Raw genomic sequence first — 23,971 nt, 5'->3', positions numbered from 1 at the left:
TGACGCCCGCGGGCAGCCGCGGCGACCGTTTGGCTTTGATGCGCGGATCGTCCATTGACGCCCGCGGGCAGCCGCGGCGACAGTTTGGCGCCCGTTTGGCGCCCGTCAGACGATCGCTGAAATGCCCGTGATAGCCCGGCCGGTGACGAGGGTGTTGATTTCGTGCGTGCCCTCATAGGAGTAGATGGCTTCGGCGTCCGCAAAGACTTTGGCCATCTCGAAGTCCGTCACGATCCCGTTCCCGCCGAGGATGCTCCGGCCCAGGGCCACGCTTTCGCGCATCCGCGCGGTGGTGAAGGCCTTGGCCAGCGCGGACTGCTCGTCCTTCGCCTCCCCCGCGTCCTCCAGCTGGGAAAGCCTCACCATCATGCCCATGGAGCTGACCGCATTGCCGAGGATCTGCACGAGCTGGTGCTGGATCAGTTGGAAGGAGGCAATCGGACGGCCGAACTGGCTGCGTTCCACGGCGTAGCGCCGGGCGACGTCGAAGGCCGCGAGCTGCTGGCCCACCGCTTGCCAGGCCACGGCCAGGCGGGTGACTTTCAGGACCTTGTTGGTGTCGCGGAAGCTGTTGGCGTTGGCGAGCTTGAAGAACTCCGGCACCACAACGTTGTCCAACGTGATGTCAGCGTTCTGCACCGTGCGCAGCGAGATCTTGTTCTCGATTTTCACGGCACTGTACCCCTCCGTCTTGGTGTCCACGAGGAACCCTTTGACCTGGTTGTCTTCGACATCGCGGGCGTAGATGACCACCCAGTCGGAGAAAGTCGCGTTGCCGATCCAGCGCTTGGCTCCATTGAGGATCCAGTTATCGCCGTCGCGCCGTGCCGTGGTGCGCGTACCGCCGGCGACGTCGGAGCCGCCCAGGGGTTCGGTGAGGCCGAAGGCGCCGATCTTCTTGAGCGAGTAGATCTCGGGAAGCCACGCGTCCTGCTGCTCCTGGGAGGCAAGGGCTTCGATGGAGCCCGTGAAGAGCCCGTCGTGGACGCCCATGAACGTCGCGATCGACGTGTCGGCGCGGGTGGCCTCCGCGTGCAGGATGCCTGCGAAGAGGTTCGAGTAGCCCTGCCTCCGGACGGGGCTGACCAGGTCGATTTCGGCGAGCTTCGGGATCAACTCCATGGGGAACTCCGCGCGATTCCAGCAATCGACGGCGATCGGCCGGACTTCGCGGGTGAGGAACTCGCGGACTTCGGCCAGCCTGTCCTGCTCCTTGGCGCTGAGCAGCTGCTCGAACGCAAAGAAATCGCCATCGGCGTAGGGCAGGTTGTGGATGTCGATGGCAGCTTTGGACATGGTGTTCCTTCACTCGATCAGCGGGGACCAAAAGGGCGCGGGCTTCGCGCCGACAATATGTTACTGATCAGTAACTTATCTCAGTGTCGGGACGCCTGCAAGTGCCGGCCCAACGAAAACCCGACAAAAAGGGAGCCGCGGCCGACGTCGGACGTCAGCCACGGCTCCCGTGGTTGCGGACCCCGGAAGAGGGGGCCGCCGCAGAAATAAAAGTAGGGCTACTCGGACTTGAACCGAGGACCTTAGGATTATGAGTCCCGCGCTCTAACCAGCTGAGCTATAGCCCCTTGCGCCCGGAGCCAGACCTGGCCCGCGGGGGCCGGATTGGTTCCGGGCAAAAATACTCTAGCAATAGTAGACGCATCACACGTGCATGCCGCCACCGGCAGGCGGCCTGCCGGTGCTGACCCGGGTGCTCTTGGACTGGACGCCGTGGAACCTGCGGCGTTCGGAGGGGCTGCAGTTCTGCCAGGCGGTGTGCCTAGAGGACCAGGTCGTCGTAGCTCGCGCCCCGGTAGATGTCCTCAAACGTCTGCAGCGTGCGCGCGATACCGTGGCTTTCCACCATTTCTCGGCTGGTCTTGCCCATCGCATCACGCTCGTGGTCGGGCAGCGAGAACACGCGCGTCAGCTTGGCCGCGAGGTCATCGCTGTCGTTGGGGATAAAGAGATAGCCATTTTCCCCGTCGCGGACCAGGTGCGGCAGCGCCATGGCGTCGGCCAGCAGGACTGGCGTGGACGCCGACATCGCCTCCAGGGTCACGAGGGACTGAAGTTCTGCCGTGCCGGGCATGCAGAACACATCGGCCGTGATGTAGGCCGTGCGAAGTTCGGCGTCACTGGCCAGGCCGAGGAACCTCACCCTGTCCTTCAGTCCGAGCCGGGCGACCTGCGCCTCCAGGGCAGGGCGGACTTCTCCGCCGCCGACGATTTCGAGGTGGATGTCCAGTTCTTTGGGCGTCTTGGCGACGGCATCGATCAGGACGTCCACGTGCTTCTCCTCCGCCAGCCGGCCGGCGAAGAGGACCGTGGGGCTGGCGTGGCGTTCCACCGTCTCGCCGGGATGCAGCTCGTAGGCTGCGGCGTCGATGCCGTTGGAAAGGGGCAGGACCTGGCGGAGGAAGGCGTGCTGGTGCATGGCTTTGGCGGCAAGCGGCGTGGGTGTGGTCACGACGTCGGCTTGGCCCATGACCTTGCCCATGTCCCGCCAGGAGATCCGGCCCACAATGTCTTTGAACCACTGCGGGAACGGCAGGAAGGGGTTCAGGTTTTCGGGCATGAAGTGGTTCGTCGCCACCACCCGGATGCCGCGCTTCACGGCCTCGTACAGGACGTGCTCGCCGATCATGTAGTGGCTCTGGATGTGCACCACGTCCGGCTGGATGCGGTCGAACAACAGCCCTATTTCCTTCTTGATCTCCCAGGGGAAGGTGACTCGGAAGTACTCGTGCGTGGGCACCGAGTGGGAGCGCAGGCGGTGGACGGTAGCCTCGTCGCTGAACTCGCTGTAGCTCGGGCCCTTGCCCGGGCGGCACGCCAGGACGTGGACATCGTGACCCCGGGCTGTCATGCCCTTGGCGAGGCGGTAGCCGAACTGGGCGGCGCCGTTGACGTGGGGCGGGTACGTGTCAGCGGCAATCAGGATGGTCAGCGGTGGCTGGTTGTCGGACGTGGTCACGTGAGGAGCTCCTGGTGGTCGCTGTGCGGACAGCTGGATCAATGGCGGCCGGCTGGCAGTCGGCACAGGCGCGCCGGGCCTGCAGCCGAAGTCTGGACTGACGCCCTAGGACCTGCCCGCTGCCTTCCGCGCGTCCTTCTTGCGCTTGGTGACTTCCGGGTGGTGCCTGGAGAGGGCTATGACTCCCACGATAGCAAGCAATGCGGCCGTCCCCATGGCAATAGCCGTCACGGGTTGGACATCCGGACGCAGTTCTCCCAGAATCACGATGCCAATCGCGATGCCCACGATGGGGTCGATCACCGTCAATCCGGCGATCACGAGGTCAGGCGGTCCGCTGGAGTAGGCGTTTTGGACAAACCACGATCCCAGAGCGCCTGCAGCAATAATCGCAACGACGCTGTACCACGGCACATTCAGCAGGAACTGCCCATTTGGATCGAGCAGATGCCTGCCAATGATGCGGGTCAGCACAGCAACGAAGCCGAACAGGACGCCGGCGCCGAGGATGTAGACGAAGGCGCTCATGCGGTGCCTGAACAGGACCGCGAGCGTGCCAAAGGCCGCAACCGCAATGGCCAGGAGCAGCACGATCGTCAGCTCGTCCTCGCTGCTGACGTTGTGATTCTCCTGCGTGGCGGTGACGGCCAGCAGCACGAACAGCGCTGAGCCGGTCACGCAGAGCGAGATGGCCACGACGGTTGCCCGGTTCATGCTCAGGCCTTGGTCTTTGGTGTTGACCACGGTGGTGATGACCAGGGCGATCGCGCCGATCGGCTGCACCACCGTCAAGGGCGCCATGACGAGGGCAATCGCGTTCATTCCCATCCCGGCGCACAGCAGAAGAAACCCGAATACCCAGCGCGGGTTACGCACGAGCCGCAGCAGGCCGTGGGTGCTCAGCGCAAGACCGCCGGTATCGGCCTTGACCGCACTGCCCTGGCGCTGTGCCCCAAACGCCAGGCAGAAGGCGCCGAGGACCGCAAGCAAAACCGCAACCCAGACCATCAGCGGGAGCCGCCGTCGTTGGCGCGAAGCTGCCTGCCCTTGCCGATGATGGCCCAGACGTAGTTGTAGGCCGCGATCCAGTGCCCCACGAGCCCCAATCCCAGGAAGATCCACGCGACCGTGGCATAGACGTCCGCCGCGGGCACCGGAAGCTTGGAGAGCACCAGCAGCGGCGTGCCCACCAGCAGCAGGCCCGTCCGGATCTTTCCGATGCGGCTCACCGGCAGATCCGGGTGGCCGTGGAAATAGAACACTGACAGAGCCAGCAGGACCGCGTCCGGGACCAGCAGCGCGGCGAGATACCACCACTCGACGACGCCTGCGATCACGAGGGTCACGGCGACGGCGATCAGGGAAAGCCTGTCCGCGATCGGGTCCATGACCCGTCCGAGGTTGGACATCTGATTGAAGCGGCGGGCGATGTAGCCGTCCACCCAGTCGGTACTGGCCATGACAGCGAGCACGACGGCACCGTAGCCGTACTTGTGCTCCGAGAGGACCAGCCAGATGAATAACGGAACACCAAGGAAGCGCACCACGGTCAGGACATTGGGAACCGTGAAGACCGCGTCGCGGTGGACGAGGGGCTGCCCGGGGCGGGCGCCGGCGCCGATGAACTTCATCGATTCCCCCTTTCCGTGGACGGCAACGGTTTGGCGTTTAGGTTCAGGGATCTGTCTAGCCCTTTATCAGCCTGCGCACCAGGACCGCGAGGGCGGCTCCAGAGGCGGCGAGCACAGCCAGGGGCTTCCAGCGCCGCTTGATCGTGTCGGCCAGGCCCTGACCGTCAGCGGATGTGGCCGACCCCGCCGAGGATCGGGCTGAGGCGCGGAAGCCTGCGATCTTGTCGCTGAGCTGCTCCTTGCCGTCCTGGAGCCGGACCTGGGCGGCCGACAGAAGGGTTTGGGCCTGGGTCTTGACATCGAGTTCGCGGCCGAGGTCGTCGCGGACGCCGGTGAGGTGCGTGCGCCGCAGGTCCAGCCTGCGTCGGAGTTCAGCCTCTGTGGGCGGCGGCCCGAAGTCGGGCTTGGCGGCAGCCTTTGCTTCCTTTTCCGCCGTCGCCTTGGCGGCGGCGGCTTCCTTGGCGGCCTTCGCCGCTTTGTACTGCTCGGTGCTCGGATCCAGGATCCTGGCGTCGAAGGCGGAGCCTTCCTTGGCAATGCCGAGATCGTACTTGAGCCCCCGGATCGTCTCCTCGGGGACCAGTGGCATGAGCTTCTTGAACTTGTTCTGCCCGATGAGCGCCCCGATCGCGGCGATAATCAGGCAGACGGCGGAGACCAACAAGGCGGCGAGCCACGCGGGCATGATGGTGGCCAGTCCCATGATCGCTGCAATGAAGAGTCCGATCACCAGGAGTCCAACGAAGACAAGGGCGACGGCGAAGAAGGCACCGGCGACGCCGAGCTGGGTCCCCTTGCGTTTGATTTCGGCCTTGGCCAGGGCAATCTCGTCACTGAGTTGCCGGGGCGCCAGCTTGAAGATCATCTTCAGGGTTTGCGGCAGCGCGGAAATGCGCAACCCACCGCCTGTCCCGCCGCTGTGACGTCCGCTCATCGGTCCCGCCTAACTGGTGCCATCCGTCGATCCGCTCGCGCGGGCTTGCCGGGTCTGGACAGCTTCGCACAGACCCCGGTGTCAAAACTATCATTTAGGCTCTTGGGAGGCCTTTTCGGGCAAGGTGTGGCGCGCCCGCCCAGCCACCGGCCGGCCACCCCGGCGGGCCCTAGGATGGACCACTGTGAGCACACCCCACAATCCCGGTGATTCCCTGAGCCGCCGTCGTAAATTCCTCTACATCCTGACGCTCGGCGCTTTGACCGCCCTCGGGCCGTTCACGGTCGACCTCTACTTGCCCGCATTCCCGGCCCTGGAAGACAGCCTTGGCGTCTCCGCGGCCGCGGTGCAGCTGACGCTCACGGGGACGACCATCGGTTTCGCGCTGGGACAGCTGGTCGTGGGCCCGCTGAGCGACAAGTTCGGCCGGCGCCTGCCCCTGATCGTGGCGACGGCGGTCCACATCGCGGCGTCCCTGGGCGCCGCGCAGTCCACGGACATCGCCACGCTGGGTTTCTTCCGTGTCCTCATGGGTGTCGGGGCTGCAGGGGGCGGCGTGGTGGCCATGGCCATGGTCCGTGACCTGTTCAGCGGCTACGAGATGGTGCGGATGTTCGCGAGGATGGCCCTGGTCAACGGGCTGGCCCCGATCCTCGCCCCGGTCATCGGCTCCCAGCTGCTGTTGCTGATGCCCTGGCCCGGCATCTTCTTGTTCCTGGCCGCCTACGGGACCTGCGTCATCATCGCGGCCCTCTTCGTGATCCGGGAGACCCTGCCGCCGGAACAGCGCGGCAAAACCGGGATGACCATGGGCCAGCGTTACAAGGTGCTGTTCTCCGACCGGATCTTCGTAGGCCTGCTGCTGGTGGGCGGGATGAACTTCGCGGGCCTCTTCACGTACCTCTCCGCCTCGCCTTTCCTGTTCCAGAATGTCTACGGGTTCACGCCCCAGCAGTACGGCCTGCTCTTTGGTGTCAACTCGCTGGGCATCGTGGCAGGCGTGCAGACCAGTGCGCGGCTCATCAAGCGCGTCCCGCCGCAGTGGATCCTGGCTTGTTCCACGGCCTGGATGTTCGTCATGGCCGTCCTGATTGTCGTCTTCGACCAGCTGGGGTTCGGGCTGTGGGGCGTCCTGGTGCCGCTGTGGTTCTACATCCTGGGCGCCGGTTTCACCTTCCCCACCGTGCAGGTCCTGGCCCTGGCCAAACACGGAGCGCAGGCCGGAACCGCGGCTTCACTTCTCGGCGCGGCGACCTTCTTGATGGCGGGCCTGGTCTCGCCGGTGGTCGGCTGGCTCGGCGTCAGCTCCGCAACCCCGATGGGCGCCGTCCAGGCCGTCTGCATCCTTCTGGCGGCCGCTGCACTGTGGCTGGTTGTTCGGCCCAGCACGGTGCCACCGATCCAGTAGCCGGGCCATCCCCGGGGGACATGCCCATTCATCGCGGCCTCTCCCACGGGACATGCCCATTCTTCACGGCCTCCCCCACGGGACATGCCCATTCTTGGCGCCCGGGGCTGGACATATTGGCACTATGTCCATCCGCCAGGACCACCAATGGACATGTCCCCAAGGGCATCCCGCCAGCACTGAGCATGTCCCCCGGACAGCCCAGTTCAGCGGACACCGTGGCCCGGCCCTGTGCCTGTCGCGCTGCCCAGCCACACCTTGCACCCCTGCACCCCTGTGCCTGTGGCGCTGTCCAGCCACACCTTGCACCCCTGTGCCTGCGCCTGTGCCTGTGGCGCTGCCCAGCTGCACCTTTCACCCCGGAACCCTCTGAACCCCTGCACCAGTAAACCCGCACGCCCGCGCATCCCTGCGACCCTGCAGCTCTTGTCCTCTGGCCCGTCGCTCCGCCAACATGGCCTGCACTCTGGCCTCTGCCCTATGGCCCCGCCCACCCGCCCACGCAGCCCTGTCCGTGGCCTGCAGCCCTTGCGCCCCGTCGCGCCCTGTTCGACGTCCGCGCCGGGCGATAAAGTTATTTCATGCCCGACAGGCAGGATCACCAGCCCCTTCCGGCCACTTGGCAGCGGTGCGACGCCGGAATCCTGCCCCTGTGGTGGGATCGCTTGTGCGCTCAGACCAGTCCGCAGTCGGCCGCCCTGTTCGCCGCCGGCCTGTTCACCGAAGACCGCCGCCGCCCAATCGCCCAGTGGTACAACCCCGCATATGACTCCGCCCTCCTCGTGGCACCGGAATCTTCCCCGGAATGGCCGGTGCAACGGTTCGGCATCTTCTATGCGCCCCCGGGCGGCGGATTCACCCAGGTGCACTCGGCGCCGCATGAATGGCACCCGCGGGAACCTCGGAAGTCCCCCACGGAGCTGGAGGCCTTCCAGGCAGCGGTCGCCGAGGCCCAGCGCTTCCTCCAGGTGGAAATGTACTTCGTCTGAACCTCTACCTGAACTGCCCGCCACTGCGTTGCCCGGCGGAAAGCCCTGGCCATTGACGGGGCAACAAAAAAGAGGAAATAAAAAAGGTCCCGCGGCTGGTTTTCACCGGCCGCGGGACCTGTCCGCTCCTCCTGCTGGACTTGAACCAGCAACCCTTCGATTAACAGTCGAATGCTCTGCCAATTGAGCTAAGGAGGAATGAAGCAGGTACGACATTAGCAAAGGTTTTGCCGGTAGGGAAATCGGCCACGGGGCCAGCGCCTGCCAGTCGCGAAATACCCCCTCCGGGTATAAAAAAGTCCCCGTTCCGGAACCCGGAACGGGGACTGCGCGCTCCTCCTGCTGGACTTGAACCAGCAACCCTTCGATTAACAGTCGAATGCTCTGCCAATTGAGCTAAGGAGGAATGAAGCGGGTATAAGCCTAGCAAACACCAGCCCGGGAAACGAAATCGGCGGCTCAGGCGTCCGAGCGCAGGGACCGCCGCTGCATCTCAAGTTGCATGAGTTCGCGATTCAGCCGCTGGAATTCCTCGGGGTCGGCCGAGGCGTCCAGACGCTGCAGCTGGCCCATCTTCTCGGCCTTGACGCGGGTGATCTGGAGCTCGAACAAGCGGGCGAGGATGTCCTTGCAGTAGCGCAGGACGCCTTCGGGGGTGTTGGCCGGCAAGGGCACCACGGAGAGCTCGGACACGAGCGGGCGAAGGGGCTCAGGGACCTCCTGCAGCAGCTGCTCGACCCAGCGCACCGGATCCCCCGAAGACCCGAGTCCGGTGGCCCGGATGGCCTCGTGGATGGCGAGATAGGCGGGTGTGGAGAACCGCGCCTCCGAGAAGCGCTGCCACGTCTCGCCCTCGAGCATGCCGGGTTCCTGCAGCGCGACCTCGAGCGCCTGGCGCTCCATCGCGGCCACGGGGTCCCGGGGATCAGGGCGGTTGAAGGACGGGAGTACGGCCGACGGCGGCAAGGGGGCAACGCCGGGCGCGGTCCCGGCAAAGCCGCGGCCGGACCCTGCATACCCCTGCCCGCCGCCCTGCCCGTGACTCTGGGCCTGGCCGCCTCCCGGCGGAGCCGATGCAGCCTGTGCGGCGCGCTTGGTCGCCGCGCCGACGGCCCTGCTGACCTCCTCGACCGGCATCCCCAGCCAGCCGGCGAGCTCCCGGGCATAGGCCGGACGGATTCCGGCGTCGCGAATCTGCGCCACCACGGGCGCGGATTCACGCAGGGCCGCGATCCGGCCCTCGACCGTGTCCAGATTGTGCCGCTTCAGGGTGGCCCGGATGGCGAACTCAAACAGCGGGCGGCGGCTACCGATCAAATCCCGGACGGCGGAGTCGCCCTTGGACTGGCGCAGTTCGCAGGGGTCCGCGCCGTTGGGTTCGACCGCCACGAAGGTTTGTGCGACAAACCGCTGGTCCTCTTCGAAGGCGCGCAGGGCCGCCTTCTGCCCGGCGGCGTCGCCGTCGAACGTAAAGATGACCTCTCCCCCGCTGCCGTCGTCGGAGAGCAACCGGCGGGCGATCTTGATGTGCTCGGTGCCGAAGGCGGTCCCGCACGTGGCTACCGCCGTCGGAATGCCGGCCAGGTGGCAGGCCATGACGTCGGTGTAGCCTTCCACGACCACGAGCTGGCGGTCTTTGGCGATGTTGCGCTTGGCGAGGTCGATTCCGTAAAGGACCTGGGACTTCTTGTAGAGCGCGGTTTCGGGGGTGTTGAGGTACTTCGGGCCCTGATCGTCCTCGTAGAGCTTGCGGGCACCGAAGCCGATGGTGTCGCCGGCGATGTCCCGGATGGGCCAGATCAGCCGGCCGCGGAAACGGTCATAGATCCCCCGGCCGCCTTCAGAGAACATGCCGGTCAGCTTGAGTTCCGGGTCCGTGTAGCCGCGGCCGCGGAGGTGCTTGAGGAGCGAGTCCCAGCCCTGCGGCGCGTAGCCCACGCCGAACTGTTCGGCCGCCGCACGGTCGAACCCACGCCCGTAGAGGAAGTTGCGGCCCTCAGCGGCGCCGGGGGTGAGCAGCTGGGCACGGAAGAACTCGTCGGCCACCTTGTGCGCGTCCAGCAGCCGCTGGCGCCGGCCGATGTCCTCCCGGTTGGGCCCGGAGCCGCCGTCCTCGTAGTGGAGCTCGAAGCCGATCCGGTGGGCCAGCTTCTCCACGGCCTCGTGGAAGGAGATGTGGTCCAGCTTTTGGACGAAGGAGATGACGTCGCCGTCCTCGCCGCAGCCAAAGCAGTGGTACCGGCCAACCTGGGGTCGAACGGTGAAAGATGGAGAACGCTCGTCGTGGAAGGGGCACAGACCCTTGTAGGACCCGAGCCCGGCTCCCTTGAGCGTCACGTAGCCATCGACGACTTCCTTGATGTCGGTGTGCTGGCGTACTTCATCGATGTCTTCGCGTTTGATCAGGCCGGCCACATTGCCATCCTAGTCCCCGGGTACGACGCCGACGGGCCGGCCACGACGGCCCTCACCACAGCGACGGCAGGCTGCCCACGAGACGCTCGTACATGGCCAGCGCCGAGCCGTCCGTCAGCGACGCGACCTGGTCGATGACGACACGCAGCCGCGCGGCGTCGTCGCCCGCGTCGAGCCAGTCGGCGGCGAACATCGGTTCCAGGTGGCGGTCCCCCGTGGCGCTGAGCGCGGTGACGAGGGCATGCAGGACCTCACGCTGGCGCTCGTAGATGGGCTGCCGGTGTTCGGTGGTCATCACGAAGGTGGTGGCCAGGCCCTTCATGACCGCGATTTCCATCACGGTCTCATCCGGAACGATCAGCTCAGCGTTGTAGCGGGTCAGGTTTTCCGGGCCGTAGACCGTGCGGGTGGCCTCCAGCGCGCTCTGGCAGAAGCGGCCGATGAGCTGGCTGGTCATGTCCTTGAGCGCCGCCATGGCCTTGCGGCTGCCGTCGGCCTCGCGCACCCAGACATCCGTGGCCTCCAGCCGGGCCAGGGCGGCGTCGATCGCGGCGGGATCGTTGTGCGGCAGGTACCACTGCTTGGCGTAGCCGACGACGCGGGCGCGGTGGTCCGGGTTGTCCATCCAGCGCAGCTGGAAATGCCCTGCCACGATCGCGTCCTCGACGTCGTGCACCGAGTAGGAGATATCGTCCGCCAGGTCCATGACCTGCGCTTCGAGGCAGGACCGGCGTTCCGGGGCGCCGTCGCGGATCCAGTCGAAGATGGGGAGGTCGTCCTCGTAGGCACCGAACTTGCTGGTCCGCTCCCCGTGGATGACCGGGGCGTTTACCGCGGACCACGGGTATTTGGCGGCGGCATCGAGACTGGCCCGGGTCAGGTTCAAGCCGGCCGGCCGGCCGTCGGCGGCGAGGACCTTTGGCTCCAGCCGGGTCAGCAGCCGCAGCGTCTGGGCGTTGCCTTCGAAGCCGCCGATCCCGTGCGCCACCTCGTTGAGGGCGGCTTCGCCATTGTGGCCGAAAGGCGGGTGGCCGAGGTCGTGGCTGAGGCATGCGGTGTCCACGACGTCGGGGTCACAGCCCAGCGCACGGCCCAGTTCGCGGCCCACCTGGGCAACTTCGAGGCTGTGCGTGAGCCGGGTCCGGACGAAGTCGTCGGTATCCGGCGCCACCACCTGGGTCTTCGCGCCGAGCCGGCGCAGCGCCGAGGAGTGCAGGACCCTTGCACGGTCACGCTCGAAGTCCGAGCGGTAGGTGCTCTTGGGCGGCTCCTCGACCCAGCGGGCCCAGTCGCGGGAGGTATACCCGTCCAGGACGGGCGCGGTGGTCCGGGTCTCAGCCACCGGAGACATCCAGTTCGGCGAAGGAAATATCGCGGGTCTGGGCGTCATCCAGCGTCCGGTTCAGCAGCCAGTCCTTTGGCAGGGCCGGTTTTTTGGGCGAACCAGCGCGGCCGCGCGGACCCTCGGCGTCGCCTCCGGGATACGGCGAGTCGAGGTCCAGCTGGTCCAGGGTGCCGCGCAGCACCTCCAGGCTGGTGACGAGCGCCAGCTTGGTCCGCAGTTCGCTGCCGACCACGTAGCCCTTGAAGTACCAGGCAATGTGCTTGCGGATTTCGCGCAGGGCTTTGCCCTCGTCCCCGAACGTTTCGACCATGAGCTCAGCGTGCCGGTACACGCTCTCGGCAACCTGGCGCAGGTCCGGCCGGTGCCGCTGGTCGCTGCCTTCGAACGCGGCCATGAGGTCGCCGAACAACCAGGGCCTGCCCTGGCAGCCACGGCCGACGACGACGCCGTCCACACCCGTTTCGCGGACCATCCGGACCGCGTCCTCCGCGGACCAGATATCTCCGTTGCCGAGAACGGGAATGTCCGGCAGGGCCTCGCGCAGCCGGGCGATGGCGGACCAGTCGGCCTGGCCGGAGTAGAACTGGGCGGCCGTGCGGCCATGAAGGGCGACGGCGGCGACGCCGGAATCGCGGGCAATCCGGCCGGCATCGAGGTAGGTCAGGTGGTCCTCGTCGATGCCCTTGCGCATCTTGATGGTCAACGGGACATTGCCCTTGGAGGCTTCCTTCACCGCGGTCTGGACGATGGAGGTGAAGAGGTCGATCTTCCACGGCAAGGCCGATCCGCCGCCGCGCCGGGTGACCTTGGGCACGGGGCAGCCGAAGTTGAGGTCGATGTGGTCCGCCCGGTCCTCCTCCACCAGCATCCGGACGGCGTGGCCGACGGTGACGGGGTCCACGCCGTACAGCTGGACGGAACGGACTTTTTCGTCGTCGTCGTGCGAAATGATGCGCAGCGACTCCGGCGTGCGCTCGACGAGGGCGCGCGAGGTAACCATCTCCGCCACGTACAGGCCGCCGCCGTATTCACGGCACAGTCTGCGGAAGGCGGAGTTGGTGATGCCCGCCATGGGAGCCAGGATCACGGGGGTGTCCACCGTGATCGGGCCCAGCTTCAGGGGCGGGAGTTCCAGCTTGGGGGCGGGAGGGGTTGCTACAACAGTCACCCGACCATTGTCTCAAAGACGGGCAAATCGGCCCGGTCCCGCTCCGGCTATGTGGAAATCTTCCCGATCTGGCGGCGTTCGGGGTGCCTGCAGATTCCTCGTCAGCCCCGCAGTGCGGCCCGCCGCCCGCGGCGCGTCGCAGCACCGGCGCCGTCGGACCCGCCCGGGTCGGACCCGCCAGGGTCGGTCCCGCCCCAATCCGGGTCGGTCCCGCCTGGGTCGGACCCGCCCCAATCCGGGTCGGCCCCATCCGACGGAGTCCGTTCCGACGCGGGCCCTGCCACCGCACCACCCCTGATGCCGGTGGCCTTGACCACCAGCACGGCGATGAGGGTGGTGACCGGCACGGCCAGGACGAGGCCCACGGAGCCGACGAGGGTGCGGATGACTTCCTCGGAGAGTTCGGCGCTGGTCAGGGCGTCCCCGAGCGGCCGCTCGTAGAGCATGACCAGGATCAGCACCGGCAGGGCCGCGCCGGCGTAGGCAAACGCGATGGTGTAGACGGTGGAGGCGATGTGGTCCCGGCCGATACGCATGGCGGACGTGAAGAGCTGCCGGGCGCTGGTTTCGGGGGCGAGTTCCCACAGTTCCCAGACGGCCGAGGACTGCGTGATGGTGACGTCGTTGAGCACGCCCAGCCCGGAAATGATCAGTCCGCACAGGATGATGCCGGAGATTGAGATGTTGTCCGAGATGTTGGTCAGGGTGGCAGCGTCGTGGCTGCCCACACCGGCGAGGTTGGCGGCGTCGGTGGCCCAGGCCGCCAGCAGCGCCGTAATAGCGAGGCCGAACATCGTCCCGAGCAGCGCCGTCGACGTGCGGGCGGAGAAGCCGTGGGCGAAGTAGAGCACCCCGATCATGATCACCGTGGATCCCACGAGAGCCAGCAGCAGCGGCGGCTTGCCCTCGACCAGCCCGGGCAGCATGAACGAGACAAGCACAACGTACGCGCCGACAAGCCCGATCAGGGCCCGCAGTCCGCGCCAGCGCGCCACGGCGATCACCACGACGGCGTAGAGCACGGCCAGGAAGATGATGGGCAGGGTCCGGACAAAGTCGACGAAGACATAGGCCGGCGCGCCCTGGCCCTCGGCGTCCTGCACCTTCGAGAGGTTCAGGTAGCGGATCCCGTCCCCGGGCTTCACGCCGTGGGACTTCGCGACGTCAGGGTTGATGACCACTTTCACCGGGTTGCCGCCCTTGTCCGGCTCAGTGTAGGCGAACGTGCATTGAGAGCCCTCGTTCGGCGGCTGCGGCGCGGCGCCGGAACCGGAGGTGCCCTGCTGGGCGGCGTCACCGCCGGCCTGGATATCCGAACAGCTGCCGACGACGACCCGCTGGATCTTGCCGGTGTCAAACGTCACCCCCGGGGCCGCCGCGTACGGGCTGGCCAGCGTGATGCCTTCCTTGCTTCCCGACGGCCACATGAAGGCCATGGCCGCCAGGGTCAGCAGCGTCAGCGGGATCAGGATGGCAGCCAGGATCCAGTTGGCCTTCTTCCGCGCAGCCAACATTTGAGGCGTCGGCTCCGGATGTTCGTTGTGGGAGTGCGAGTGTCCGGCGCCCATCAGCAGTTCAACCTCATGCCGAAAACTTTACGGCGTGGGCGGTTCCGCTCAGGACCGATGACGCCGCGCTTACACCGGCGCGATGTTCTGGTTGACGTGGAAGAGGTTCTGCGGATCGTATTTGGCTTTGACCTCCCTCAGCCGCTTGTAGTTCTCCCCGTAGTTCTCCGCAACCCTGGGCAGGTCATCGCCATCCATGAAGTTGATGTAGCCGCCGGGGGCAGAATAGGGCCGCAGCGCGGCCGCGTAGTCCCTCACCCACGCGATGTTTGCCTCGTTTTCCGCGGGGTCCATCCACTGCGCCGCGATCACGGGCGAAAACTTCACGTTCCGGTTGGCGAACGCCGTGTCCGTCGCGCCCACCCGCTGGACCGCACCATCGATGGGGTAGATGTGTACCGCGGTCTGCACGCTGGGGACCTTGCTGCCGTGTTCGATGTGCGCCGCGATGGCACCGTCGTTCAGTTCCGCCAGAAAATCCGCTTTCCAGTAGGCCTGCATGCCAGGGGGCTGCAGCGGGTCGAAAGCCGAGTTCAAGGCGGGGTACGGCATTGGTCCCACCATGGATCCCGCCGCCGGCGCGGCGTCCAGGAACGGCTGCCAGCGTGCCGGACCTTCCGCCGGATCACCGGTCCACATGCCGACGATGACGCACACCGGTTTGCCATGCCATTCCTCGGGCAGGAACGGAACAGGAGGACCCTGGTGGAAGCCCAGGAACGCGCCAAACTCTTCAGGGGCGGTAGCCATGTAGTCCCGGTAAAACCGCGCCACCGTCTCGGCATGCTCGATGGGGTAAATGATGATGCCGGCGTGGACCATGTCCACGGGGTGCATCCGGTACTCGAACGACGTCACGACGCCGAAGTTCCCGCCGCCGCCGCGCAACGCCCAGAACAGGTCCTCGTTCTCGCTTTCGCTGGCGGTAAGGAATTTTCCCTCGGCCGTGACGACGTCGGCAGAGAGGAGGTTGTCGCAGCTGAGGCCATACTTGCGGCTCAGGTATCCAATGCCGCCGCCGAGGGTCAACCCGGCGATTCCGGTCGAGCCGACAATGCCGCCGGGAGTTGCCAGCCCGAAGGCATGGGTCGCGTGGTTGAAGTCGGCCCACGTCGCACCCGGCTCCGCGCGCGCCGTCGCGGCTGCCGGATTAACCCGGACGCCGGTCATGTTGGAGAAATCGATGACCAGGGCGTCATCCCACGTGCCAAAGCCCGGGGCACTGTGTCCTCCACCGCGGACAGCCAGGTCCAGGGAGTTGTCCCGGGCGAAGTTGACGCAGGAGATGACATCGGCCACCTGGGATACCTGAGCCACCGCTGCCGGCCTCTTATCGATCATGCCGTTGAAGACTGCCCGTGCCGCGTCGTAGCCGGCGTCGCCGGGCGTGATGATCTGCCCGCGGACTTGCCCGCGCAGGCTATCGAACTGTGTTCCGTTCATTTTGTATACCGTCGATTTCGTCGTGAGATTCGACCGGACGGTTCTCTGCGCTCCCAGCCGGCGTGGCGCCCGGAGGTTTACCTGCTCATGCCTACTCTTCCCGCATTTCCCCGTCAAGGGCGCCAGCAAATGCACGCATGCCGGCCGCACCCATCACCGGGGGCGCCGGCTCCGAATCCACACTAGGGACCACCGGCCTTGACGGGACCGGGCCGCAACCTATGGTTGGTAATTGACGGACGAAGGACCGGAAGGACACATACGTGGCAATGCGCAAACTCGACGACCGCGAGCCGGAGGCGGGCCGTTCCGGGCCCGCCGCCAAAGCCGTGCTGACCATCGCCGAAGCCGCCGGGGAGACCCGCGGAGTCGTGTTGATCCTGCACGGCGGGCGGGCCGACAGTTTTGACGCAGTCCGCGGCCGGCACCTGAGTCCGGCCCGGATGGTGCCCTTCGCCCGGGCGCTGCACAGGCAGGGCGGCCCGCACGGGCTGGCCGCGTGGACCCTGCGCAACCGCTACCGCGGCTGGAACGGGGAGGACATGTCCCCCGTTCACGATGCCCGCTGGGCGCTCGCCCGGATCAGCCAGGAACATCCCGGCGTGCCGGTGTACCTGCTGGGCCACTCCATGGGCGGTCTCACGGCGCTGTGCGTGGCCGACGACCCGCAGGTCGAAGCCGTCGTCGCGCTCGCGCCGTGGGTGAACCACAAGACTTCGGTCCAGCCTGTCGCGGGCCGCCGCGTCCTGATCGTCCACGGGACCGAGGACCGCTGGACCAGCCCGGCGAACTCACTGGACTACGCCCGGCGCGCCGAGGGCGTCGCCGCGTCCGTTGACTACGTCTCGCTCAAGGAAGCCGGCCATTTCATGATCCGCCGGCTGGCACTGTGGAACGTGCTTGCGAACGGTTTCGTCCTGGACGCTTTCGGCGAGGCAACGGAGGCCGATGTTTCCGGCGCCAGGGACGCATTGCGCAGCGCCCTCGGCGGAGCCCCGCCGGCGGCCGGAACGCGTATGCCGGTGGTGTTGTGATGCCGCCGTTCCCGCTCGATGCCTTCCTTGGAAGCCTGCCCTGGGTCATCGCGGGACTCGTGGTGCTGCTCGGAGTGACTTTCGCGGTTGCCGTGCGGCAGAACCGGCACTCCGTCATCGACACCGTCTGGGGTCTGGGCTTCGTGGTGGTGGCCGGCATCTCCTGGGTGCTTTCGGCCGGATACGGCGACGCCGGCAGGCGGCTGCTGCTGCTAACCCTGGTCGCCGTGTGGGGCATCCGCCTCGCCGTCCACATCGGGGCACGCGCACGCGGCGGCCACGAGGACCCGCGCTACGTGGACATGCTCGCCGGAGCGCCCGGATCACGCCACGTCTATGCCCTGCGGCGGGTCTACCTGCCCCAGGGGCTGGTGATGTTCTTCGTCTCGCTCACTATCCAGGTCGGCATGTTCGCCACGGGAAGCCTGGGCTGGCTGGCGTTCGCCGGCGTCCTGCTCTGGATCCTTGGCTTCGTGTTCGAGACGGTCGGCGACTGGCAGCTGACGCAGTTTAAGGACGATCCCGCCAGGCGCGGCACCGTCCTCAACACCGGACTGTGGCGCTACACCCGCCACCCCAACTATTTCGGCGACGCCGCCGTCTGGGCAGGGCTGTTCCTGGTGGCGGCCGATTCCTGGCCGGGTGTCCTGACCGCCCTCTCCCCCGCCCTGATGATCTGGACGCTCGCCGGCAAGACCGGGAAGCCGCTGACGGAAAAGGCAATGTCCGCGCGTCCCGGGTACAAGGAATACATCGACTCCACCTCCGGCTTCCTGCCCTGGCCGCCCCGGCGGCGGGTGGGCGGACACTGACGTGCGCGGCCCGGCAGGTGCCCGGCACGGGCTGGGCTGGCGGCCCGTGAAGTGGCGGCCGGAGCCCAGCGACCGGTTCTACCGTTTCATTGTCCGCACCGGGCTGGCGCTGCGCTGGCTGTTCCGGATCCGCGTCCTCGTCACGGGGCGGGAGCACCTGCCCCAGCCCGGGCCGCCCAATCCCTCAACCCGCGGCGCATCAACCCGCCTCCCGTCCCGCCCGGTGGTGCCCGGCCAGGGCGCCGTGGTCGCGATCACGCACTTCGGATACCTCGACTTTGCCTTTGCCGAGATGCTGCTGTGGTGGCACAACCGGGCCCAGCTGCGTTTCCTCATCACGCAGGGCGCCGCCGACCACTGGTTTGCCGGCCCCGCGGTCAGCGCCGCCGGGCATGTGGTGGTCGGGTACGGATCGGGAGCACACGCCTACGACGCCGCCGTCGCCCGGCTTAGGGAGGGCGAATACGTCGCCGTCCTGCCCGAGGCCGGCGTGAGCCGAAGCTTCACGGTGCGCGAATGCAAGACCGGTGCGGTGCGGATGGCCGCCGAGGCCGGCGTGCCGATCATCCCGGTCTCCATCTGGGGCGCCCACCGGCTGATGACCCGCCACCATGCCTTCTCGCCGCGGCGCGCCTGGCGCGCCCCGGTCCGCATCCACGTCGGCGAGCCGATCCTTCCGGGCTCGCTCCCGGACCCGTCCGACGACGCCCGGACCGCCACGGCGCGCCTGGCCAAGACCCTGCAGGACGGGATCGACGCCGGCATCGCCGACTTCCCCCTGCGACCGGCCCCCGGGGCCTGGTGGATGCCGGCCGGTCTCGGCGGCGGCGCCCCGACTGAGGAGGAAAGACGCCGGCTCGACGAGGCCGACGGCCCCCGGCGCGCAGGTGCCAAGCGCCGATAAGCCCTACTTCCGCCATCGTCTTGACTAAACTCCATGGGGTACAAAAAGCACTCAATGGAGAGGGACACCTGTGGCAAGCACAGTCGTGACCAAGAGCGGAACCGAAGAACGCGGTCTCGCACGGATAGCCCAACGAATGGCGGCGTGGACGGAGCGGTGGTTCCCGGACGCCTACATCTTCGCCCTCGCCGGCGTCGTCATCATCGCGGTGGCCGCACTCGCCATCGGCGCCACGCCCCAGGCAATCGCCGACTCGTTCGGCAACGGCTTCTGGGACCTGACGGCCTTTACCCTGCAGATGGCCATGGTGGTCCTCACCGGCTACGTCGTGGCCACCTCCCCGCCCGTGGCGGGACTGATCAACAGGCTGGCGCTCGTGCCGTCAACGGCGCGGACCGCGGTGAGCTTCGTGGCCGTGCTCGCCATGTCCGTGTCCTTCCTCAACTGGGGGCTCAGCCTGATCTTCGGCGGGCTGCTGGCCCGCGCGATTGCCCGCCGCAAGGACCTGACGGTGGATTACCGTGCCTTGGGCGCGGCGGCGTTCATGGGCCTCGGCGCCGTCTGGGCCCTGGGGCTGTCCTCCTCTGCCGCGCAGCTGCAGGCCACGGCCGCTTCGCTGCCGCCGGCGCTGCTGAAGATCACGGGCATCCTGGACTTCGGCACCACGATCTTTACCTGGCAGTCGCTGCTGACGCTGGCCATCCTGATGGCCCTGACCACCGTGATTGCGCACTTCTCCGCACCCCAGGGCGGCTCGATCCGCACCGCAGAGGACCTGGGTGTGGACCTGGACGACGAGCCGGCCGAGTCCGCGCCGCGTTCCCGGCCGGGCGAATGGCTCGAATACAGCCGGGTCCTGCCGATCCTGGCGGGCGTCCTCACGCTCGGCTGGCTCGTCTCGCAGTTCCTCACCAAGCCGTTCCTCAGCGTGGTCAGCAGCCTCAACGGCTACCTGCTGGTGTTCCTCATCCTGGGCCTGGTCCTGCACGGGACGCCGCGGAACTTCCTGCAGGCCGTGACGAAGGCCGTCCCGGCCACCGCGGGCATCCTCGTGCAGTTCCCGCTGTATGCGGCGATGGCGGCCATCCTGACCAAGGCCACGGGAACCGGTGGCATGAGCCTCTCCACCCACCTCGCGGCGTTCTTCTCGGACATCGGCAGCGGCGGCGGCTTCGCCGTCGTCATTGCCCTGTACACGGCTGTACTCGGCATCCTGGTCCCCTCCGGAGGCGGAAAATGGCTGGTGGAGGCGCCCTACGTGATGCAGTCGGCCACCGATGTGCAGATGAACCTCGGCTGGACCGTGCAGATCTACAACATCGCCGAGGCGCTGCCGAACCTGGTCAACCCGTTCTTCATGCTGCCGCTGCTCGCGGTGCTGCGGCTGCGCGCCCGGGACCTGGTGGGCTTCACCTTCCTGCAGTTCGTCTTCCACCTGCCGGTGGTCCTGCTGCTCGTCTGGCTGCTGGGCATGACCTTCGACTTCGTGCCGCCGGTGATGCCCAAATAGCTGCTTTAAGGCAAACTGACCCGCAGCCGTGGCCGTTATCAAGCTTTATACGGCTACAGCTGCGGGTCAGTCGGGTTAAGGCCTAGGCCGGGTCGGAGACGACGAGCGTTTCCGAGCCCTGGACATGGGCCTTGCCGCTCTCGAGCAGCGGTTCGACGACAGTGCGCAGGGCGGTCATTGCGTCGTCCAGTTCGAGCATCACCGGGTGCTGGTAAGCGATCAGGGCCAACAGGTCCCGGACGGCGGCGTTGGCCTCGTCCGCGCCAAGCTTGGGCTCGTGCCCGAGGAACACCTCAGTTGGCTCAGTGGTCGAGGCCGCGCCGGCATCGGCGCCGCCGTCGGCTCCCGGAATTCCCTGGGCGTAGCTGACGGCGAACCCCTCCAGCCGGCCCTTGCGGCTGGCCGCGATGCCGTGTCCGAAGGCGCTGGCCTTGGGCGCCCGCAGCACGATCGCTCCGTGGGCGCCGCTGAGGTCATCCAGGAACAGGCGCTGCACCGCGGCGACGCTCAGCTCCCCCGGGCTGTCCCAGCCGTGCACGGCGGTGTAGTACCGTCCCACGACGTCGCTGAGCTCCACCGAGCCCGTGGCCAGGTCTTCGACCTGGTCGGTGGCCGCGGACTCCGAGCCGTCGCCGAACACCGGCAGCTTGAGCGGAGCCGGGTCAACGACGACGAGGCGGGAACGCTGGATCGGGGCCAGGCCCGCGGCCTCGGCAAACGCCGCACCGGGGGTGCCCGGCTCCACTTTGCAGCGCAGTCTGGACACGCCCGACGGCGCCTGGGCGGCCTCGTGCCGCAGCATGGTCAGCAGCGTGGACCCGAGGCCGGCGCGGCGGTGGTCCCGGGCGACCTCGACATACGCCCAGAGCCGTTCAGGGTGCAGCGAAGCCTCGTGGACCACGGCGGCCGCCACCGGAATGGCGACACCGTCCACAACGTCCTCGGCCACGATGCAGCGGCGCCACGGGGAATTGCCCGAGGGCGACAGCGTCCCGCGGAACTGTCCGGCCTGGACGGTCTCAGGGCCGCCCCAGATTTCCAGCAGCGCGAGGTCGTCGCCTTCCCGCCATTCCCGGTATGCGATGGCCATGATCAGGCGCCAATCAGCCGTGCGGCCAGGTAACCCTCCACCTTGTCCAGGGAGACGCGTTCCTGGCTCATGGTGTCGCGTTCGCGGATGGTGACGGCCTGGTCCTCGAGCGTGTCGAAGTCCACGGTGATGCAGAACGGGGTGCCGATCTCGTCCTGGCGGCGGTAGCGGCGGCCGATGGCGCCGGCGTCGTCGAACTCGATATTCCAGCTCTTGCGCAGCTGCGCTGCGAGGTCCTTGGCCTTCGGGGACAGGTCCTCGTTGCGGCTCAACGGCAGCACGGCCGCCTTCACCGGCGCCAGGCGCGGATCGAGCTTGAGCACGGTGCGGATGTCCACCCCGCCCTTGGCGTTGGGGGCCTCGTCCTCGGTGTAGGCATCGATCATGAAGGCCATGAACGAACGGGTGAGGCCGGCCGCGGGCTCGATCACATACGGGGTGTAGCGTTCGTTGGTGGCCTGGTTGAAGTAGCTCAGGTCCGCGCCGGAGGCCTTGGCGTGGGTGGAGAGGTCAAAGTCGGTGCGGTTGGCGATGCCCTCGAGCTCGCCCCACTCCGAGCCCTGGAATCCGAAACGGTATTCGATGTCCGTGGTGCCCTTGGAGTAGTGGCTGAGCTTGTCCAGCGGGTGCTCGAAGAAGCGCAGGTTCTCTTCGCGGATGCCCAGGCCCGTGTACCAGGACATGCGTTCCTTCATCCAGTACTCGTGCCACTGCTCGTCGGTGCCGGGCTCGACGAAGAATTCCATCTCCATCTGCTCGAACTCGCGGGTGCGGAAGATGAAGTTTCCGGGCGTGATCTCGTTGCGGAAGGACTTGCCGATCTGGCCGATGCCGAAGGGCGGCTTCTTCCGCGAGGTGGTCAGGACGTTGGAAAAGTTCACGAAGATGCCCTGGGCCGTTTCGGGCCGCAGGTAGTGCAGGCCTTCTTCGCTGGCGACGGGGCCAAGGTAGGTCTTGAGCAGCCCGGAGAATTCATGCGGCTCAGTCCACTGGCCGCGGGTGCCGCAGTTGGCGCAGGCGATGTCCTTGAGGCCGTTCTCGGCGGGACGGCCCTTCTTCTCCTCGTACTCTTCCTCGAGGTGGTCCGCGCGGTAACGCTTGTGGCAGGACAGGCACTCCACCAGCGGGTCGGAGAACACGTCGACGTGGCCGGAGGCCTCCCACACCTGACGGGGCAGGATGACGGAGGAATCCAGGCCTACGACGTCGTCGCGGCCGCGGACCACGGACTGCCACCACTGGCGCTTGATGTTTTCCTTGAGCTCGGCGCCGAGCGGGCCGTAGTCCCACGCAGAACGGGAGCCACCATAGATTTCACCGGCCTGGAAAACGAATCCCCGGCGCTTGGCGAGGGAAATGATCTGGTCGAGGACGGATTTTGCTGCCATGGGAACTCCAATTTTCTACAGGGCCGCTGGGTGCGGTCCGTGGTGTTGGCCCCGGGACGCCGGCTGGTTGCCGGCCGGGACAATACGAACAATGCAATGCAAACTCCAAGCCTACCGGCCCGCTACCGCTTCAGCGCGCCCTTGGGCCAGGGCAGGGTGGCCAGGACGATGGCGCCGAGCGTCAGGATGGTGCCGAGGACCGTCGGGAGGGCGATCACCGTTCCGGGCACCGGCAATATGAGATCCAGGCCGAGGGACCCCAGCAGCTGGCCGGCGATCATGCCGAGGCCGGTGACCAGCACGCCCAGGCTGCGGACCAGGAGGGCGCCGATGCCGATGAAGATGCAGCCGAGCGGGCCGCCAAGGTAGTACCACCACTGCGCCGGAAGGGGGTTGCCGGCCCCGGCCACGGCGAGTTTGATCAGCCATGCCACCCACAGCAGGGCCGCTCCGGCGATGAAGTTCACGAGTGTCGCGGCGATGGGGGTGCCGTAGTGCACGGTGGCTGTGCCGTTCATGGCCTGCTGGAAACTCATCAGGAACCCGGCCAGGAGCGGAAGCATCACTGGAACCAGCAACTGCAGCGCGGATTCCCCGGCGCTGAACCTGGGCGACACCGCCCAGGCGACGGCGGCGACGGTGAGCACACTGCCGAGCACCCGGATGCCGGTAATGGGCCTCTTCCCCGCCGGTCCGATCCCCATCCGGTCCACCAGCAGGCCGCTGAGGGTCTGCCCCGTCACGGCGGCCACCGTGAAGAGGGCGACGCCGAGCAGTCCCACGGTGAAGGACTGGGCGAAGACGAAGAGGGCACCGATGCAGCCGGCCAGGACGTAGTACGGCGGAAACTGCCGTTCGCGCAGGGCCGGCAGGATCCGCGCCAGCCCTGCCCGGCCCCGGGGCAAGGCCAGGGAAATGACCGTCATGACCAGCAGTCCGGTGCTGAAGCTGACGACGGCGGCACCGATTCCGTCCCCCAGCGCCACCCCGAGGGCGCCGTTGATCCGGCCCTGGATCGGGATGAACAGTCCCGTCGCGACGGCCATGGGCAGGCCGACGATCAGCGGAAGACGGCGGTGATGGGTCATAGGTGCCACCTTAGGTCAGGCATTATTGCTTGTATGAGCAATCCGGAATTCGAAGACATCACTATCCGCGACAGCATGATCCGGCTGGGCCAGCTGCTGAAACTTGCGAATCTGGTCGAGGACGGCGTGGAGGCCGCGGAACTGATCAAGAACGGGCTGGTGAAGGTCAACGGCGAAATCGACGAGCGCCGCGGCCGCCAACTGCACGACGGCGACACCGTCACCGTGAACGGCCGGACCGTGCGGATCAGCGCGCCCCCGGCCGCTTAG

The 23,971-nt window shown here is 67.2% G+C and carries 20 protein-coding genes and 3 tRNA genes; 7 read left to right on the top strand and 16 right to left on the bottom strand.

Translation table 11 applies throughout. The features are described 5' to 3' along the window. Positions 1-105: 105 nt before the first annotated feature. The 6 genes from AC1DNG_RS09330 to AC1DNG_RS09305 form a co-directional block, all read right to left on the bottom strand. Complete coding sequence (locus AC1DNG_RS09330; protein ID WP_476887210.1) at positions 106-1,296, bottom strand: acyl-CoA dehydrogenase family protein; 1,191 nt, start codon at positions 1,294-1,296, stop codon at positions 106-108. Between the two features lie 213 nt (positions 1,297-1,509). Continuing rightward, positions 1,510-1,583: transfer RNA gene (locus AC1DNG_RS09325), tRNA-Ile, on the bottom strand. 194 nt (positions 1,584-1,777) lie between these two features. Beyond that, positions 1,778-2,974, bottom strand: coding sequence for a glycosyltransferase (locus AC1DNG_RS09320; RefSeq protein ID WP_476887209.1), 1,197 nt, complete (start codon positions 2,972-2,974; stop codon positions 1,778-1,780). A 105-nt stretch (positions 2,975-3,079) separates the two neighbouring features. Continuing rightward, entirely contained in the window at positions 3,080-3,982 is a 903-nt protein-coding gene (locus AC1DNG_RS09315; RefSeq protein ID WP_223914060.1) for a DMT family transporter, read from the bottom strand. After that, positions 3,982-4,605: a CDP-alcohol phosphatidyltransferase family protein gene (locus AC1DNG_RS09310; RefSeq protein ID WP_223914061.1), complete on the bottom strand. Its 624-nt coding sequence runs from the start codon at positions 4,603-4,605 to the stop codon at positions 3,982-3,984. Before AC1DNG_RS09310 ends, AC1DNG_RS09315 begins: the two co-directional genes overlap by 1 nt. Before the next feature lie 55 nt (positions 4,606-4,660). Further along, on the bottom strand, positions 4,661-5,539 hold the full coding sequence (locus tag AC1DNG_RS09305) for a phage holin family protein (RefSeq protein WP_476849387.1): 879 nt from the start codon (positions 5,537-5,539) through the stop codon (positions 4,661-4,663). Between the two features lie 184 nt (positions 5,540-5,723). On the opposite strand from AC1DNG_RS09305, the gene AC1DNG_RS09300 reads away from it, so the two are divergent. Both AC1DNG_RS09300 and AC1DNG_RS09295 read left to right on the top strand, forming a co-directional pair. Beyond that, positions 5,724-6,947 (top strand): multidrug effflux MFS transporter, encoded by a 1,224-nt coding sequence (locus AC1DNG_RS09300; protein ID WP_476887208.1) that lies wholly within the window; start codon positions 5,724-5,726, stop codon positions 6,945-6,947. 581 nt (positions 6,948-7,528) lie between these two features. Next, positions 7,529-7,936, top strand: a complete 408-nt coding sequence (locus AC1DNG_RS09295; protein WP_476849386.1) for a hypothetical protein — start codon at positions 7,529-7,531, stop codon at positions 7,934-7,936. 125 nt (positions 7,937-8,061) lie between these two features. Here AC1DNG_RS09295 and AC1DNG_RS09290 read toward each other — a convergent pair. The 7 genes from AC1DNG_RS09290 to AC1DNG_RS09260 all read right to left on the bottom strand — a co-directional run bounded on the left by AC1DNG_RS09290 (position 8,062) and on the right by AC1DNG_RS09260 (position 15,875). Further along, positions 8,062-8,134, bottom strand: a tRNA-Asn gene (locus tag AC1DNG_RS09290). Between the two features lie 135 nt (positions 8,135-8,269). After that, positions 8,270-8,342: transfer RNA gene (locus AC1DNG_RS09285), tRNA-Asn, on the bottom strand. A gap of 53 nt (positions 8,343-8,395) precedes the next feature. Then, entirely contained in the window at positions 8,396-10,351 is a 1,956-nt protein-coding gene (gene dnaG / locus AC1DNG_RS09280; RefSeq protein WP_476887207.1) for a DNA primase, read from the bottom strand. 52 nt (positions 10,352-10,403) lie between these two features. Beyond that, positions 10,404-11,702 carry a deoxyguanosinetriphosphate triphosphohydrolase gene (locus AC1DNG_RS09275; RefSeq protein WP_230009400.1) on the bottom strand — a complete coding sequence of 433 codons (1,299 nt, stop codon included), beginning with the start codon at positions 11,700-11,702 and terminating at the stop codon, positions 10,404-10,406. After that, positions 11,686-12,864, bottom strand: coding sequence for a tRNA dihydrouridine synthase DusB (gene dusB / locus AC1DNG_RS09270; protein ID WP_476887206.1), 1,179 nt, complete (start codon positions 12,862-12,864; stop codon positions 11,686-11,688). The genes AC1DNG_RS09275 and dusB overlap by 17 nt, the downstream gene beginning before the upstream one ends. A gap of 101 nt (positions 12,865-12,965) precedes the next feature. Then, positions 12,966-14,378, bottom strand: a complete 1,413-nt coding sequence (locus AC1DNG_RS09265; RefSeq protein WP_476887205.1) for a YibE/F family protein — start codon at positions 14,376-14,378, stop codon at positions 12,966-12,968. Between the two features lie 123 nt (positions 14,379-14,501). Beyond that, entirely contained in the window at positions 14,502-15,875 is a 1,374-nt protein-coding gene (locus AC1DNG_RS09260) for an FAD-binding oxidoreductase (RefSeq protein ID WP_476872758.1), read from the bottom strand. 269 nt (positions 15,876-16,144) lie between these two features. On the opposite strand from AC1DNG_RS09260, the gene AC1DNG_RS09255 reads away from it, so the two are divergent. The 4 genes from AC1DNG_RS09255 (at position 16,145) to AC1DNG_RS09240 (ending at position 20,135) form a co-directional block, all read left to right on the top strand. Then, positions 16,145-16,909, top strand: coding sequence for an alpha/beta hydrolase (locus tag AC1DNG_RS09255; RefSeq protein ID WP_476887235.1), 765 nt, complete (start codon positions 16,145-16,147; stop codon positions 16,907-16,909). Next, positions 16,909-17,721 (top strand): DUF1295 domain-containing protein, encoded by an 813-nt coding sequence (locus AC1DNG_RS09250; RefSeq protein WP_476887204.1) that lies wholly within the window; start codon positions 16,909-16,911, stop codon positions 17,719-17,721. The genes AC1DNG_RS09255 and AC1DNG_RS09250 overlap by 1 nt, the downstream gene beginning before the upstream one ends. 46 nt (positions 17,722-17,767) lie before the next feature. Next, the gene (locus tag AC1DNG_RS09245; protein ID WP_476887234.1) at positions 17,768-18,625 is read left to right on the top strand and encodes a lysophospholipid acyltransferase family protein; all 858 of its coding nucleotides are present in this window, start codon (positions 17,768-17,770) and stop codon (positions 18,623-18,625) included. Between the two features lie 70 nt (positions 18,626-18,695). Then, positions 18,696-20,135 carry a short-chain fatty acid transporter gene (locus tag AC1DNG_RS09240; RefSeq protein ID WP_476849381.1) on the top strand — a complete coding sequence of 480 codons (1,440 nt, stop codon included), beginning with the start codon at positions 18,696-18,698 and terminating at the stop codon, positions 20,133-20,135. Positions 20,136-20,217: 82 nt separating this feature from the next. On the opposite strand, the gene AC1DNG_RS09235 is transcribed toward AC1DNG_RS09240, so the two are convergent. The 3 genes from AC1DNG_RS09235 to AC1DNG_RS09225 all read right to left on the bottom strand — a co-directional run bounded on the left by AC1DNG_RS09235 (position 20,218) and on the right by AC1DNG_RS09225 (position 23,701). After that, positions 20,218-21,225 carry a GNAT family N-acetyltransferase gene (locus AC1DNG_RS09235; protein WP_476887203.1) on the bottom strand — a complete coding sequence of 336 codons (1,008 nt, stop codon included), beginning with the start codon at positions 21,223-21,225 and terminating at the stop codon, positions 20,218-20,220. A gap of 2 nt (positions 21,226-21,227) precedes the next feature. Further along, entirely contained in the window at positions 21,228-22,613 is a 1,386-nt protein-coding gene (locus tag AC1DNG_RS09230) for a glycine--tRNA ligase (RefSeq protein ID WP_028278290.1), read from the bottom strand. Positions 22,614-22,735: 122 nt separating this feature from the next. Next, on the bottom strand, positions 22,736-23,701 hold the full coding sequence (locus AC1DNG_RS09225; protein WP_476887202.1) for a DMT family transporter: 966 nt from the start codon (positions 23,699-23,701) through the stop codon (positions 22,736-22,738). 33 nt (positions 23,702-23,734) lie between these two features. Here AC1DNG_RS09225 and AC1DNG_RS09220 point away from each other — a divergent pair, with 33 nt between their 5' ends. Next, entirely contained in the window at positions 23,735-23,971 is a 237-nt protein-coding gene (locus tag AC1DNG_RS09220) for an RNA-binding S4 domain-containing protein (protein ID WP_018774572.1), read from the top strand.

Source organism: Arthrobacter sp. 01T425 (genome assembly GCF_056398725.1).
The sequence above is the reverse complement of the archived record's forward strand: the minus strand, read 5'-3'. Positions and strand labels throughout refer to the sequence as shown.

What these genes read in the sequence shown, in the direction of transcription:
- AC1DNG_RS09330 (WP_476887210.1), bottom strand. Translation starts at nt 1,296, where the DNA reads ATGTCCAAAGCTGCCATCGACATCCACAACCTGCCCTACGCCGATGGC.
- AC1DNG_RS09315 (WP_223914060.1), bottom strand. Translation starts at nt 3,982, where the DNA reads ATGGTCTGGGTTGCGGTTTTGCTTGCGGTCCTCGGCGCCTTCTGCCTG.
- AC1DNG_RS09310 (WP_223914061.1), bottom strand. Translation starts at nt 4,605, where the DNA reads ATGAAGTTCATCGGCGCCGGCGCCCGCCCCGGGCAGCCCCTCGTCCAC.
- AC1DNG_RS09305 (WP_476849387.1), bottom strand. Translation starts at nt 5,539, where the DNA reads ATGAGCGGACGTCACAGCGGCGGGACAGGCGGTGGGTTGCGCATTTCC.
- AC1DNG_RS09295 (WP_476849386.1), top strand. Translation starts at nt 7,529, where the DNA reads ATGCCCGACAGGCAGGATCACCAGCCCCTTCCGGCCACTTGGCAGCGG.
- AC1DNG_RS09275 (WP_230009400.1), bottom strand. Translation starts at nt 11,702, where the DNA reads ATGTCTCCGGTGGCTGAGACCCGGACCACCGCGCCCGTCCTGGACGGG.
- AC1DNG_RS09265 (WP_476887205.1), bottom strand. Translation starts at nt 14,378, where the DNA reads ATGTTGGCTGCGCGGAAGAAGGCCAACTGGATCCTGGCTGCCATCCTG.
- AC1DNG_RS09260 (WP_476872758.1), bottom strand. Translation starts at nt 15,875, where the DNA reads ATGAACGGAACACAGTTCGATAGCCTGCGCGGGCAAGTCCGCGGGCAG.
- AC1DNG_RS09255 (WP_476887235.1), top strand. Translation starts at nt 16,145, where the DNA reads ATGCGCAAACTCGACGACCGCGAGCCGGAGGCGGGCCGTTCCGGGCCC.
- AC1DNG_RS09250 (WP_476887204.1), top strand. Translation starts at nt 16,909, where the DNA reads ATGCCGCCGTTCCCGCTCGATGCCTTCCTTGGAAGCCTGCCCTGGGTC.
- AC1DNG_RS09235 (WP_476887203.1), bottom strand. Translation starts at nt 21,225, where the DNA reads ATGGCCATCGCATACCGGGAATGGCGGGAAGGCGACGACCTCGCGCTG.
- AC1DNG_RS09230 (WP_028278290.1), bottom strand. Translation starts at nt 22,613, where the DNA reads ATGGCAGCAAAATCCGTCCTCGACCAGATCATTTCCCTCGCCAAGCGC.
- AC1DNG_RS09225 (WP_476887202.1), bottom strand. Translation starts at nt 23,701, where the DNA reads ATGACCCATCACCGCCGTCTTCCGCTGATCGTCGGCCTGCCCATGGCC.
- AC1DNG_RS09220 (WP_018774572.1), top strand. Translation starts at nt 23,735, where the DNA reads ATGAGCAATCCGGAATTCGAAGACATCACTATCCGCGACAGCATGATC.